Below are 12,740 nucleotides of genomic sequence, written 5' to 3'. Positions count from 1 at the left end.
TTGCTCGGCGTCGGCATCGGCAGCGCGGGTCCGATCGCGGGCACCACGGGTGACGTCTCACCCCTCAACTTGCCCGCGTGGCGCAACTACCCTCTCGGCGACCTCGTGGCCGAGCTCGTGCCCGGACTGCCCGTGACCCTGCGCATGGACGGCATCTGCATCGCCGTGGCCGAAGTGTGGATGGGCGCCGCTCAGGGCGAGACCAACGTCATGGGCATGATCGTCTCGACGGGTGTCGGCGGTGGGCTGATTCTCGGCGGCCGCGTGATCGCAGGCCCGACCGGCAACGCCGGTCACATCGGGCACGTCGCTATCGCCGGCTTCGTCGACGTGTGCGCGTGCGGCGCCTCGGGGTGCCTCGAGGCCATCGCGTCGGGCCCCCGCACGGTTGCGTGGGCGCGGGAGAACGGCTTCACGGGCGAGTCGGGCGAAGAGCTCGCCGCCGCCTCTGCCGCGGGCGATTCCGTGGCCCGCGCCGCGATCGAGCGCTCGGCGACGGCCGTGGGCCGCGCCATCGCGAGTGCCAGCGCGCTCGTCGACATCGACGTCGTGGCGATCGGCGGAGGCTTCAGCCACGTGAGCGACGACTACATTGACCTCGTCGGCGCCGCGGTGGCACACCACAGCGACTTTGGCTTCGTGACGAAGACGCGCGTCGTGGCCTCGGGGCTCAGCGGCGACGGACCGCTCGTCGGCGCCGCGGCCCTCGTGCACCGCGCCGATTTGATCGGCTAAGGCCGACGACTGATCGGCTAACGCCGACGCCTCATCGGCTAAGGCCGACGCCTCATCGGCTCACGCCGACGACTCATCCGCTAACGCGTGAGCTCGTCGTCGACCATGCCGCCGCGGGCAAGCAGCGGAACCGCAATGAGGTTGGCAAACGAGACCACGATCAGCACGATGATGGCCGCGCTCCAACTTCCCGTGCTGTCGCGCAGCGCGCCGAGCACAAGGGGCGCGAACGCCGCGATGGCGTAGCCCACGGTTTGCACCGCACCACTCACGGTGCTCGCCATGGCAGGCGTGCGGCTGCGCACGGCAAAGAGCGCAAGGCACATGGGGAACGTGATGTAGCCGAGCCCGAGGCAGATCATCCACAGGAGGGTCAGCCCTTGCGGCGCGACCAGCAGCCCGGTGTAGGCCGTGGCGAAGAGCGCGGTTGAGGCGACGAGCAAGGGGGTCGGCGTGCGCAATCGTGCCGCGAGCACCGGCCCCACCGCCGCGAGCGGTAGCCCGAGAAAGCCCAACAACGCGAGCAAGGCGCCCGCCTCGGCCTCGCCGACACCCGCGATCTCGCGCAACATGGGCGGCAAGAGCGCGTAGCCGGCATAGGCCAACACGCTCGACACCGTAAAGGGAATACCGATGCCCCACAGGGTGGGTGAGCGCACCAAGGCTGACGGCCTCGGGCGCGAGGCAAGCACGGGCAGATCATCGGCCGCCCGACGAGCGCGGTGTGCGCGCACTTCGCGCACCGCGAGCGCGATCCACGGCACCGCCGCGGCGGCCACGAAGGCAGCCCAGATGGCGAGCGAGAACCGCCAGTCGACCAACTCGGCGACGGGCACAGCAACGAGCGGGGGCACCGCGGCGCCGATCGACATGATCATGGCGTAGGCCGCCGTCATCGCCCCGATGCGGTGGGGCGTGAACTTCTTGACGGCAGCCGGAACCAAGACGTTGCCGAAACCCGCCCCGAGGAGCAAGACGATCGTGCCCGCGAGCAGCATCGTGAAGTCGACGGCCGAGGCGCGAACGAGGTGACCGACAATCATCGCGAGCATGGCGAGCAACAGGGTCGGCTCGAGCTGCAGCCGACGCGCGAGGCGCGGGGCGAGCGCTCCGGCGAGAGCAAAGGCGATTGGCGGCGCCGTGCCCAGAGCGCCGAGCGCGAGCGCACTAAGGGGAATTTCCGCGTCGATGCGGCCCGCGAGCGGCGAGAGCGCGGCCACCGGCAACCGCATGGTCGCGGCGATGAGCACAATGGCGACCACCCCGAGTGCGAGCTCAGAACGGCGGCTCGGCGCGGCATCGGTCACCTCGTCATCCTAGGCTGACGGGTGTGAGTGACCTGGCCCGCTTCCTCCCCCTGAGCAACCGCGACCGCGGTGACGAGAGCGGCACCGTCGGCGCGTGGGCGCACCCCGCGGCCGAACTGCTGCAGGCGATGGCCGGGGTGCTGGATGCCCACCCCGCGCTCCTCACCGCCGCAACCCTTCGACCCGAGGTCACGGTCGGCGCCGATGTGCGCGATCTGCTGACTCGACTCGGCTCACCCTGGTACGCGCGATGGGCGCGAGTCTGGGGAATCCTGCCGACCCCGAGCGCAAGTGTCGCCGCACTCGACGATGCCGCGCTGCCGAGCGCCGTGCGCGAGCGCGCCCAGACCTTGGCAGCGCCCAGTGCTCGCGTGAGCATCCGCGATCTCGGACTCGTCGTTGCGGTCGCCCTCGACCTGCAGGCGACGCACGCAGCACCCCTCACCGTCGACCCGCTCTCGAGCGGAGCCGTGGCGCTCGATCTTGCGCTGCGAGCGCGGCATCCGCAGCGCAGCCTCGTCACGGCGCGCACGCTCGTCGCGACCGATGGCGACTGGCGCGTGGGGCGCGGCCCCGAGCTGCGGTCAACGGGTTCCGCGATCGTGCTGTTTCTTGCCGGCCGCGCGGGCGTGCCGCCCGAGGTGCAGCCCGACGCTGAGGGCTCCTCCGCTCTAGGCTGAGCGTCGACCGGGTACACGACCCGGCACGACCGCGACAAGGAATCTTTCATGGCACAGAACGACGGCTTCGACCTCAGCGACATCGGCGACGTGGTCGGCGACCTCATCAGCGGCAAGGGTTTCGACCTCGCCGCTCTGCAGCCCATCTGGGAGCAGGTGCAGCCGACGCTCAAGGGCCTCGACACCGACCAGATTCTCGACACCATCGGCTCGTGGGCGAAAGACCTCGACCTGCCGCTGCTTGAGAACCTTCCCGACGACGTCATCGACAACCTCAAAGACGGCGCGAAGGTTCCGCTGAAGTCGCTACTTCAGGGCTAAGCCTCACTCAGCTGCCGAGGTCGCCGAGTACGTTCTCGGCGGCCCGGCGGCCCGAGAGCAGAGCCCCGTGCACCGTCGACGGATGCTCGCGCGACGTCGCCTCGCCCGCCAGGTGCACTCGCCCGCCCACGCCTGCCGCGAGGTCATCGCGCATCGCAGGGTCGGAGCCCACCGCAGCGAACGAGTAGGAGCCGCGCGCAAACTCGTCCGCACCCCAGCGCGTCACGAGCACCTCCACGGGTTCGGGAGCACCCGGGTACGCACTGCGCAGCGTCGCGAGTGCGCTCGCCACGACCTGCTCGTCGCTCATCGCATCCACGCGGCGACCGAGGTCGCCCGCCGCGAATCCGAGCAGCACCGGCACGTCGTCGGCACGCCCGACCGTGACCCAGTCGACCCACGGGTCGAAACCGTCGGGCGGAACAATGCCGATCCAGTCGACCGAGTCGTCCCAAAAGACCTCGTCGAAGAGCATGAAGACCTTGTTGAGCACGCCCATGCCGAGGCCCGCGATCGCGGCCTGCTGGGCTTCGGGCAGCGGCGGGTCGACCGCGATTGCGCCGGACTGCAGCACGCCCAGCGGCACCGTCACGATGAGCGCGTCAGCCTCGAACGACTCGGCGGCGGTCTGCACGAGCACGCCGTCGTCGCCCCAACTCACACCGGTCACGACGGCACCGAGTCGCACGTCGAGCTCGTCCGCGAGCACCTCGGGCACCTGAGCATAGCCGCCCTCGATCATGGCGTCTCCGCCGTCGTATCCGCCGGCCTCGTCGAACCACCACGCCGACAACTCGCTGAGGGGACCCGCATACTCGTTCTCGATGGCACTCGCGGCGAGGTAGCGGATGAGCCGGGCCTCACTCGCGGAAGCTCCGCTCGCGGCCGCATCAACCACGCGCTGCAGAGGCTGGTCAACCTCGGTGTCGTAGCCCGCCTCGACGGCGGCGTCGAGCCGTGCCCCGGCGCGCGCGAGCGCGGCGTCATCGAGCAGCCCGTCAGCGGTCGCGGCATCGAACCCGATGGCCGACTCCACGTCGGTGTCGATCAGCCCCAAGCCCGCCTCCTCGACGAGCTCGGTCACGGGGTTGCCATCGAGCCCGTGAATCCACGAGGCCCCGAGGTCGAGGGCGAAGCCCTCCCGCACGATCGTCGCCGTGCGACCGCCGATGCGGTCGCGCGCTTCGAGCACGATGACCTCTGCGCCCGCGCGGTGCAGATCCCGCGCCGCCGCGAGACCCGCGACGCCCGCGCCCACCACGATGACCGTGAGCCCCTCGCCGCGCGTGCTCGACTGAGCACCGAGCGGCGTGCAGGCTGCGAGTGCCGCCGCGGCGGTCGACCCCACCACCACAGCGCCGAATTGGCGTCGGGTCAGCTCGCTCATGCGGGTGCGGGCAACCCGAGAATCGTGCGGATGCGCAACTCGTCGCGGCCCATTTGCTCGGCCAGGGCATCCGCCGAATCGAATTTGTGCATCGGGCGAATGTACGAAACGAACTCGAGCTCGATCGTCGAGCCATACATGTCGACGGTCACGTCGATCGCATGCGCCTCGACCGTCTTCTCGGGCACATCACCAAACGTGGGGTTGTTGCCGATCGACACCGCGGCTCCGTAGCGCGCGCCATTCACGTGCAGCCAGCACGCGTACACCCCGTCGGCCGGAATAAAGCCCTCGGCATCGCGCGCGAGATTAGCGGTCGGATACCCGAGGTCACGACCCCGCTGATGACCGGGCACTACGAGCGAGCGGATGCGGTGGTGGCGGCCCAGAGCCTCGGTCGCCTCATCGAGGCGGCCCTCATCGAGCAGTCGACGGATGCCCGTCGACGACACCCGCGTTCCATCGAGCTCGCACACATCGTCGACGAGCGCCACGGCAAACCCCGCGCGCTCCCCCGCGGCCCGCAACGTCTCGACCGTGCCCGCTCCGTGTGCGCCATAGCGAAAATCAGCGCCCACGAGCACGAGCTCGGTGGATAGCCCGTGCACGAGCACCTCGTCGACAAACTCGTCGGCCGAGAGTGCCGCAAGCTCGGGCGTGAACGGCAAGACCACCACGAGATCGACGCCCGCGGCAACGAGTGCTTCGGTCTTTTGCGCCGTGCTGAGCAAGGGAGCGGGAGCGCTCTCGGGGTGCAGCACGGCGGCAGGGTGACGATCGAACGTCACGACGACGGTGCGGCGACCCTGCGCTTCGGCGGTGAGGTGCTCGAGCACGGCGCGGTGTCCGCGGTGCACGCCGTCGAACTTGCCGATCGTGACGGCACTCGGTCGGGCATCCCGAGGCAGATTCTCGAGGCCGTGCACGACCAAGCCGCTCATGCGTCGACCTCCTGCGCGGCGCGACGCGCTCGGGCGACGCGACGCAACCACAGCAAGCCGAGCACCGGAAGCACGAGAGGAATGAAGACGTAGCCGCGGCCGAATTGGCTCCACACCGTGTCATCAGGAAACAGCGCCGGGTCAATGATGCTGAGCGTGCCGACGATGAGCACACCCGCGAGTTCGAAAGCGATGGCGATCGCTGCGACGCGAAACCAGACCGTGCCGCGTGCCACGAGCGCAATCGTCGCGACCACGTAGACGACGGCGGCGAGCGCCGACAGTGCGTATGCCGCTGGGGCCTCGTCAAACTTGGTGATGATTTGGTACGCCGATCGACCGAGCGCGGCGAGGGCGAGAATGCCGTAGACGGCAATCAGCACGCGGCCGATGCCGGAGCTTGTTGATCGAAGGTCGTCGCTCATCGTGCCCAGCCTAAGTCAGCCCTGCTGAAGGGAAATTGCACCCATAAGGGCCCGCACGAAGCGTCGCGCGATAAGTGTGCGGGCGAGCAACAAGCCGGGCAACAGGGGCCACCCCCACCACGCCGCCGGCCGGGCAAAACTGCGCACGGTGAGCCACACCGAGCCGTCGGCCGTCTGCTCGAGAGTGAACGACTCTTCGCCCGAGAACGGATGCCCCGGCAGGGTTCCGACGGCGTACATGACGCGCTGCTCATCTTCTTCGAGCAACACGACGCGGGTCGGCAGCGGTAGCCACAGCGCTCGACCCACCTCGAGACCGACGACGATGATGTCGCCCGGGCGCACGTGCCGCTCTCCACTCGCGGTGTAGACCTCGTCGCCTGCACCGACCTGGGCCGCCTCAACGGGCTCACCGGCGGCGCCGTACTCGACGTGGTGGTAGGTGAGCTCGGCATCCCCCGCGCTGACGGGGGTAATGCGCACACCCATGCCCGCTCCCCGATAGACCCCGCCCGTGAGCAACTCATCGACGGCGTAAAGCCAGCGCTCGTCGCCATGGCCGATGCGTCCGCGAACTTCGAGCGGGCGATACCCCTGCGGCGGATACTGCATCAGATCGGGCGCCTGCGTCGCACCGACGGCCGCGTAGGTCACCGACTGCTGCTGGCGGGCGCTGTCGCGAGTGCTGTCGGCGGTCACATACCCCAGCGTACGGCCCGCTACCGTGGAAAAATGCCCCACGCCGGTCGCCCCGACGCCTTCTCGCCCGACGGCTGGCTGTATGCAGGGTTCAGCGTGCGCAACGGTCACCTCACTGAACTCGACTGCACGTCTCACGGTAACGCCCCGGCATTTCCGCGCGCCCTGCCAGACCTTCACGGCTGGACATTCAGCATCGAGCGCGTCGGCTGGAGCGGCCACTCAGACGCGTGAGCATCGGGCCACCTCTTTGACGGCGCTCCTGAATCGCAGGAAGAAAACGAGCAAAGTCGGGCGGTTTTCCTGCGATTCGGGAGTACGCGCAAGAAGACTCCTGCGCCGAGCGCTGCACGGGCAAGAGGGGCGCCGAGCACGGCGCGCGGAAGGGCAGCGCAGAGCGCGGCACGCGCGGGCGGCGCGGGGCGGGGCGCGGCGCGCGCGAGTGCGGCGCGGGGCGCGCTAGAGACCGAGGTGCTCGCTGAGCGCTTCGACGATGAGACCGTGGTCGATCTCGTGCGGGAGGCCCGAGACGGCGATCGTGCCGACGACGCCGACGCCGCGAATGGCGAGTGGGAAGCCTCCGCCGTGGCCCGCGAACTGGCGCGGATCCATCCACGGGGCCGCCTCGAGCTCGTGATTGTCAAGAATCGGGAACCGCAAACCGACGAGGTAGCTCGACGCACCGAACTCGCGCACCGTGCGCTTCTTGCGCTCAATCCACACGTCGTTGTGTGCCGAGGTGCCGGGCAGCGCACAGTGGAAGAGTCGCTGCTCACCCAGTGCGATGTCGATCGTGATGGCCTGGCCGCGAGCGAGGGCGCGGTCGCGCAGGCTCGAGCCGAGCATCCACGCGTCATCGTGGCTGAACGTCGTGAACTGCAGGCGTTCTTCTTGCGCGATGACCTCGGCGATGAGGGCTTCGCGCGCGGCGCGGTCGGTAGTCATGTGCTCAGTGTGGCGTATGCGCGAGAGCCCGCAAATAGCGGCGCGTGTAGATCGCTTGCACGAGGCGTAGCACGGGGGCGCCGAGCATCCAGATGCCGGGGGCCGGGCGCGAGAAGCCCTGAACGACCACGCGCACGATGCCCGCGTCGTCGATCGTCACGAGAAACGCTTCTTCGCCGCGTTCGGGATGCCCCGGCAGGGTTCCGTAGACGAACCCCCGCCGCGCCGGCTCATCCACCACCGCGAGCACGCGCGCGTAGGCCTTGACCGGCACAACGCCCAGCAGCGGAATCGTCAGCGTCACGTCGTCGCCCACGACCACCCGCGGTGTGCTGACATGGATGCCCGCCCCGCGCTGCAGCCCCCACGCGAGCATCTCGTCCGCGGCCGCCGCCCACCGCTCGGCACCCGAGCCGATCGCGGCCGCGTGTCGAAACGCCCGGAACCCCGCGGGCACCCCTTCGGGCTCGAGGTTCAGGCTGCCGCCGGTGGGCGCGTAACTCAGCTCAGGTCGCGCCACAGCATCCACCGGCCCTGCCCTACTTCTTCTCTTTCGCCTTTTCGACGTCGCCCGAGAGCGCGGCGATGAAGGCCTCTTGCGGCACCTCGACGCGGCCGACCATCTTCATGCGCTTCTTGCCCTCTTTTTGCTTCTCGAGCAGCTTGCGCTTGCGGGTAATGTCACCGCCGTAACACTTGGCGAGAACGTCTTTGCGCATGGCGCTGATCGACTCGCGAGCGATGATGCGCGCGCCGATCGCGGCCTGAATCGGCACCTCGAACTGCTGCCGCGGAATCAGCTTCTTGAGGCGCTCGGTCATGAGCACGCCGTAGGCGTAGGCCTTCTCGCGGTGCACGATCGCGCTGAACGCGTCGACCGCTTCGCCCTGCAGCAGAATGTCGACCTTGACAAGGTCGGCTTCTTGGTCACCCGCGGGCTCATAGTCGAGGCTCGCGTAACCAGCGGTCTTGCTCTTGAGGTTGTCGAAGAAGTCGAAGACGATCTCGCCGAGGGGCATCGTGTACTTGATCTCAACACGGTCTTCGCCGAGGTAGTCCATGCCGATGAGGGTGCCGCGACGGCTCTGGCAGAGCTCCATGATCGTGCCGACGTAGTCTTTCGGCGCCAAGATCGCCGCACGCACCATGGGCTCACTGACGGCCGCGATCTTCGCCCCGGTCGGAAACTCGCTGGGGTTCGTGACCGTGAACTGCTTCTTGTCGTCGGTCGTGACCTCGTAGGTCACGCTCGGCGCCGTCGAGATGAGGTCGAGGCCAAACTCGCGCTCGAGTCGCTCGGTGACGATCTCGAGGTGCAGCAGGCCCAAGAATCCGCAGCGGAAGCCGAAGCCGAGCGCCACCGAGGTCTCGGGCTCGTAGTTGAGCGACGCGTCAGAGAGCTTGAGCTTGTCGAGCGCCTCGCGCAGCACCGGGTAGTCGCTGCCGTCGATCGGGTAGAGCCCCGAGAACACCATGGGCTTCGGGTCGGTGTAGCCGGCGAGCGCTTCGGTCGCGGGCTTCTGCGCGTTCGTGACCGTGTCGCCGACCTTCGACTGGCGCACGTCTTTCACTCCCGTGATGAGGTACCCCACCTCGCCGACACCCAAGCCCTTGCTGGGGGTCGGCTCGGGCGCGCTCACGCCGATTTCGAGCAGCTCGTGCGTGGCCTTGGTCGACATCATTTGGATGCGTTCGCGCGGGCTGAGCCGGCCATCCACCATGCGCACATAGGTCACGACGCCGCGATACGAGTCGTAGACCGAATCGAAAATCATCGCGCGGGCCGGAGCATTCGGGTCGCCCACCGGCGCGGGAATCTGTCGCACCACCTCATCGAGCAAGCCTTCGACGCCCATTCCCGTCTTGCCGCTCACGCGCAGCACGTCGTCGGGGTTGCCGCCGATGAGCCCTGCGAGTTCTTTCGCATACTTCTCGGGGTCGGCCGCCGGGAGGTCGATCTTGTTGAGCACGGGGATGATCGTCAGATCGTTTTCGAGCGCCAAGTAGAGGTTCGCGAGGGTCTGGGCCTCGATGCCCTGCGCAGCGTCGACGAGCAAAATGGCACCCTCACACGCGGCGAGCGAGCGGCTCACCTCGTAGGTGAAGTCGACGTGGCCGGGGGTGTCGATCATGTTGAGCGCGTAGGTGACGGGCTTGCCGCCCTCCTCGGGCGCGACGGCCCACGGCATACGCACGGCCTGACTCTTGATGGTGATGCCGCGCTCACGCTCGATGTCCATGCGGTCGAGATATTGCGCGCGCATGTCGCGGTCGCTCACGACTCCCGTGATGCCGAGCATGCGGTCGGCAAGGGTCGACTTGCCGTGGTCGATGTGCGCGATGATGCAGAAGTTGCGAATCAGCGTCGGGTCGGTCGCGGCGGGGGCGAGCGGCGTGAGGGCGCGAGGAGACATTTGGTGCCATTCTCCCATGCGACCGAGCCCCCGGCAGACAGTCGAGTGGCCGACAGCACAGAGCACCTGGTAACGTAAGCGGTTGGCTTGCGTGTCAGAAAGCCCTCTCTCTTTCGACACGGAATGCGGCTGGGATTTTCGCCGCGATGTTCGCATCGCACCGGCACCCCACCCCGGCCGCTCAAACACACCGTTCATCTCGAAGAAAGCACCCACGTGGCAAACATCAAGTCGCAGATCAAGCGCATCAAGACCAACCTCAAGGCGCAAGAGCGCAACAAGGCGATTAAGAGCGAGCTCAAGACGGTCATCCGTCGCACCAACGAGGCTGTGGCCTCGGGCGACAAGGCCGCCGCGCAGGCCGCCCTCAAGAACGCGACCAAGAAGCTCGACAAGGCCGTGAGCAAGGGCGTCATTCACGAGAACCAGGCGGCAAACCGCAAGTCGTCGATCGCCAAGAAGGTTGCGGCGCTCTAGCCACACCCCGATTCACATAACGCCCTCGCCGGTTCGCCGGCGGGGGCGTTGTTGGTGTCGCAGAACTAGACGGCGACGCCGCGGTCGGCAACGATGCGCACGAGCGACTCGAGCGCATAGATCGGGTCGCGGGCCGCGCCCTTGACGGCGGCGTCCGTCTCGGCGGCGGCGAGAATCGCGCGGCCGAGGCCTTCTTCGGTCCAACCCTGCAGGTCGCGCCGCGCGCGATCAACTTGCCACGGGGCAAGACCTAGTTGCGCGGCCGTCTGCGCGCCCGAGCCACGCGTGCCGCCCACCTTGGCCATCGTGCGCAACTTCATGGCAAACGCGGCCACCATCGGCACGGGGTCGGCACCCGTCGCGAGCGCGTGTCGCAAGAGCCCGAGCGCTTCGCCGTGCCGACCCGCGATGGCGGCATCGGCAACAGCGAACGAATTGGTCTCGACACGGCCGCCGTAATACTTGGCCACCGTCTGCTCGGTGATCTCACCCTCGGTGTCGGCGAGCAACTGCTGGCACGCGCCCGCGAGCTCGGCGAGGTCGTCGGTGAAGGCGCTCACGAGCGTGCGCAGCGCAGCGGGCGCGATGGCCCGACCCGCGTGCCGGAACTCGGCCGCCGCAAAGTCGGCACGATCGCTGTCGCGCTTGAGCTCACTGCAGAGCACCTCGATGCCGCCGCCTGTTCCCTGGCGAATGGCGTCGAGCAGCTTTTTTCCGCGCACTCCCCCGCCGTGGCGAATCACCACGACGACGTCATCGGCGGGCGCCGCGATGTATTCGAGGGCTTCTTCGAGAAATGCGTCGTTCATGGTGGCGGCACCGTCGACGCGAATGAGTCGCGGTTCGCCGAAGAGCGACGGACTTGCCAGGGTGATGAGCTCTCCGGGCGTGTAGGCGTCGGCACGCAGGTCGTGCACCTCGAGGCTCGCGTCGCGCTCGCGCAGGGCATCCCGCAGCAAACGATTCGCACGCTCGGCCAAGAAATCTTCGGGTCCCGTGACAAGAATGACCGGGGCCGAGCGAATCTGGTGCCATGCCACCTGCGGGATGCTCGCCGCAACCCGCGCAGACCCCGCGGGCTTCTTCGGCGCAGCCATGGGGCTCCTCGTGGTTGGTGAACGCGGCAGGCTCAGCCTACCCAGCCCCGCCGACGGTGCCCCGCTCGACCCAAACCCGCAGCGCAAGCCCATCGCCCGTCGTATCCGAGCTCGCCGAAATGAGCGCGAGGCCGTGCTGGTCGCTGCGTACGATCGTCGAGCCAGACGCCTCGAGCACCGCGAGCGTCGCGGGCGCGGGGTGCCCGTAGGTGTTGTCCGCCCCGACACCCATGAGCGCGAGCGGCGCTTCGAGGTCGGTGTAGAGGTCGGCGAACTGGTCGGCTGACCCGTGGTGGCTGACCTTGACGATGTCGACGGCAGCGAGGTCGTGGGTGGCGGCGAGCATGCGTTGGGCATCCGCCCCCAGATCGCCGAGGGCGAGCATGCTCGGGCACGCCGTGCACCCGGGCAGGCCGCGCAGGTCAATGATGATGCTCGCGTCATTGCCGGGCTCGACTCCGCGATGCGCGGGTGGCCACAGCACCCGCCAGCGGTAGTCGCCGAGCACTCCGCGGGCGCCTTCCGTGACCTGCTCGATCGTGGCCCCGCCCGCGGCGAGGTGATCGACCAGCTGCTCGTCACTCGGTCGACCCGTCGGCCCGACGAGCACTCTGTCGACCCGTCCGACGAGAGCGGGAGCACCCCCGGCGTGATCGAGGTCGAAGTGAGTCAGCACCAGCAGGTTGACTCGGCCGATGCCCAGGGTGTCGAGGCACTCCGTGAGCAACTCGGGATGCGCCCCGGTGTCGATCAGGCCCACCGATGCGTCGCTGCGCACCACTACGGCATCACCCTGACCAATGTCGCACTGAGCCACGCGCCAATCGTCGGGTCGACCGATCGCGTGCAGTGCTGCGGTTCCCGCGGTCGCCCCCAGGACCACGACGAGGGTGGATGCGGCAATGAAGGCGACGTGTCGGCGCAGCCGGGGCGAGCCGATGGGCGCAGGTACTCCCGCAGCAACAAGCACAGCCACGGTGAGAACTGCGAGCAATACGGCACCTAGCGCCCCCTCGGGCCACGGCACAACCGCACCGGGAAGGTCGGCGCACACGCGCGCCACGCCCGCGATCCACGCCGCGGGCAACCACGCGATTCCCGCCACGACCGTCGCGAGCGGAGGAACGATCGGCGCCAGCAAGCACGCGATCATGCCGACGATCGTGGCCACCGGAGCGGCCGGTGCCGCGAGCACGTTCGCGATCACCCCGACGAGCGGCACCTGCGGCGCGAGCAGAATGAGCACGGGTTGACACGCGAGCTGCGCCGCGAGGGGCACGGCAATCGCGAGGGCGAGCGGAGCCGGAAGCAC

15 protein-coding genes are annotated in these 12,740 nt (G+C 68.6%); 5 read left to right on the top strand and 10 right to left on the bottom strand.

The window, feature by feature from the left end; translation table 11 throughout:
- Nucleotides 1-735, top strand: a 735-nt coding sequence (locus SFU54_RS09430; protein ID WP_319016025.1) for an ROK family protein, incomplete at its 5' end; no start/stop codon positions are given.
- Nucleotides 736-815: 80 nt separating this feature from the next.
- Here SFU54_RS09430 and SFU54_RS09425 read toward each other — a convergent pair.
- Nucleotides 816-2,042 carry a CynX/NimT family MFS transporter gene (locus SFU54_RS09425; protein WP_319016024.1) on the bottom strand — a complete coding sequence of 409 codons (1,227 nt, stop codon included), beginning with the start codon at nucleotides 2,040-2,042 and terminating at the stop codon, nucleotides 816-818.
- A gap of 23 nt (nucleotides 2,043-2,065) precedes the next feature.
- On the opposite strand from SFU54_RS09425, the gene SFU54_RS09420 reads away from it, so the two are divergent.
- Both SFU54_RS09420 and SFU54_RS09415 read left to right on the top strand, forming a co-directional pair.
- Nucleotides 2,066-2,722 (top strand): hypothetical protein, encoded by a 657-nt coding sequence (locus tag SFU54_RS09420; RefSeq protein WP_319016023.1) that lies wholly within the window; start codon nucleotides 2,066-2,068, stop codon nucleotides 2,720-2,722.
- A 48-nt stretch (nucleotides 2,723-2,770) separates the two neighbouring features.
- Nucleotides 2,771-3,043 carry a hypothetical protein gene (locus SFU54_RS09415; RefSeq protein ID WP_319016022.1) on the top strand — a complete coding sequence of 91 codons (273 nt, stop codon included), beginning with the start codon at nucleotides 2,771-2,773 and terminating at the stop codon, nucleotides 3,041-3,043.
- Between the two features lie 7 nt (nucleotides 3,044-3,050).
- Here the strand turns inward: SFU54_RS09415 and SFU54_RS09410 are convergent, their stop codons facing one another.
- The 4 genes from SFU54_RS09410 to SFU54_RS09395 are packed head-to-tail and all read right to left on the bottom strand — an operon-like array spanning nucleotide 3,051 to nucleotide 6,495.
- Complete coding sequence (locus tag SFU54_RS09410; RefSeq protein WP_319016021.1) at nucleotides 3,051-4,430, bottom strand: NAD(P)/FAD-dependent oxidoreductase; 1,380 nt, start codon at nucleotides 4,428-4,430, stop codon at nucleotides 3,051-3,053.
- Complete coding sequence (locus SFU54_RS09405; RefSeq protein WP_319016020.1) at nucleotides 4,427-5,371, bottom strand: bifunctional riboflavin kinase/FAD synthetase; 945 nt, start codon at nucleotides 5,369-5,371, stop codon at nucleotides 4,427-4,429. The genes SFU54_RS09410 and SFU54_RS09405 overlap by 4 nt, the downstream gene beginning before the upstream one ends.
- A complete protein-coding gene (locus tag SFU54_RS09400; protein ID WP_319016019.1) occupies nucleotides 5,368-5,796 on the bottom strand; it encodes a hypothetical protein in 429 nt (142 codons plus the stop codon). Before SFU54_RS09400 ends, SFU54_RS09405 begins: the two co-directional genes overlap by 4 nt.
- Nucleotides 5,797-5,811: 15 nt before the next feature.
- The gene (locus SFU54_RS09395; protein ID WP_319016018.1) at nucleotides 5,812-6,495 is read right to left on the bottom strand and encodes a DUF1990 domain-containing protein; all 684 of its coding nucleotides are present in this window, start codon (nucleotides 6,493-6,495) and stop codon (nucleotides 5,812-5,814) included.
- A 33-nt stretch (nucleotides 6,496-6,528) separates the two neighbouring features.
- Between SFU54_RS09395 and SFU54_RS09390 the strand changes: the two genes are divergently transcribed.
- Nucleotides 6,529-6,729, top strand: coding sequence for a hypothetical protein (locus SFU54_RS09390; RefSeq protein WP_319016017.1), 201 nt, complete (start codon nucleotides 6,529-6,531; stop codon nucleotides 6,727-6,729).
- Between the two features lie 225 nt (nucleotides 6,730-6,954).
- On the opposite strand, the gene SFU54_RS09385 is transcribed toward SFU54_RS09390, so the two are convergent.
- The 3 genes from SFU54_RS09385 to lepA are packed head-to-tail and all read right to left on the bottom strand — an operon-like array spanning nucleotide 6,955 to nucleotide 9,854.
- On the bottom strand, nucleotides 6,955-7,440 hold the full coding sequence (locus SFU54_RS09385; protein WP_319016016.1) for a heme-degrading domain-containing protein: 486 nt from the start codon (nucleotides 7,438-7,440) through the stop codon (nucleotides 6,955-6,957).
- Nucleotides 7,441-7,444: 4 nt separating this feature from the next.
- Nucleotides 7,445-7,969, bottom strand: coding sequence for a DUF1990 domain-containing protein (locus SFU54_RS09380; protein WP_319016015.1), 525 nt, complete (start codon nucleotides 7,967-7,969; stop codon nucleotides 7,445-7,447).
- Between the two features lie 10 nt (nucleotides 7,970-7,979).
- Nucleotides 7,980-9,854 (bottom strand): translation elongation factor 4, encoded by a 1,875-nt coding sequence (gene lepA, locus SFU54_RS09375; protein WP_319016014.1) that lies wholly within the window; start codon nucleotides 9,852-9,854, stop codon nucleotides 7,980-7,982.
- A 216-nt stretch (nucleotides 9,855-10,070) separates the two neighbouring features.
- Between lepA and rpsT the strand changes: the two genes are divergently transcribed.
- Nucleotides 10,071-10,331, top strand: coding sequence for a 30S ribosomal protein S20 (gene rpsT / locus SFU54_RS09370; protein ID WP_319016013.1), 261 nt, complete (start codon nucleotides 10,071-10,073; stop codon nucleotides 10,329-10,331).
- Nucleotides 10,332-10,396: 65 nt separating this feature from the next.
- Here rpsT and holA read toward each other — a convergent pair whose 3' ends face one another.
- Together holA and SFU54_RS09360 are read right to left on the bottom strand one after the other, a co-directional pair.
- Nucleotides 10,397-11,428, bottom strand: coding sequence for a DNA polymerase III subunit delta (gene holA, locus SFU54_RS09365; RefSeq protein ID WP_319016012.1), 1,032 nt, complete (start codon nucleotides 11,426-11,428; stop codon nucleotides 10,397-10,399).
- A 37-nt stretch (nucleotides 11,429-11,465) separates the two neighbouring features.
- A partial coding sequence (locus SFU54_RS09360; RefSeq protein WP_319016011.1) for a ComEC/Rec2 family competence protein occupies nucleotides 11,466-12,740 on the bottom strand: 1,275 nt, incomplete at its 5' end.

This window comes from Microcella sp., from assembly GCF_033763155.1.
In the GTDB taxonomy this organism is placed as follows: domain Bacteria; phylum Actinomycetota; class Actinomycetes; order Actinomycetales; family Microbacteriaceae; genus Microcella.
This window is presented reverse-complemented; position numbering and strand designations above follow the sequence as displayed.

Bases quoted from the DNA above. Each gene is read 5' to 3' on its own strand.
- SFU54_RS09415 (WP_319016022.1), top strand. From the start codon at position 2,771: ATGGCACAGAACGACGGCTTCGACCTCAGCGACATCGGCGACGTGGTC.
- SFU54_RS09410 (WP_319016021.1), bottom strand. From the start codon at position 4,430: ATGAGCGAGCTGACCCGACGCCAATTCGGCGCTGTGGTGGTGGGGTCG.
- SFU54_RS09405 (WP_319016020.1), bottom strand. From the start codon at position 5,371: ATGAGCGGCTTGGTCGTGCACGGCCTCGAGAATCTGCCTCGGGATGCC.
- SFU54_RS09400 (WP_319016019.1), bottom strand. From the start codon at position 5,796: ATGAGCGACGACCTTCGATCAACAAGCTCCGGCATCGGCCGCGTGCTG.
- SFU54_RS09390 (WP_319016017.1), top strand. From the start codon at position 6,529: ATGCCCCACGCCGGTCGCCCCGACGCCTTCTCGCCCGACGGCTGGCTG.
- SFU54_RS09385 (WP_319016016.1), bottom strand. From the start codon at position 7,440: ATGACTACCGACCGCGCCGCGCGCGAAGCCCTCATCGCCGAGGTCATC.
- lepA (WP_319016014.1), bottom strand. From the start codon at position 9,854: ATGTCTCCTCGCGCCCTCACGCCGCTCGCCCCCGCCGCGACCGACCCG.
- holA (WP_319016012.1), bottom strand. From the start codon at position 11,428: ATGGCTGCGCCGAAGAAGCCCGCGGGGTCTGCGCGGGTTGCGGCGAGC.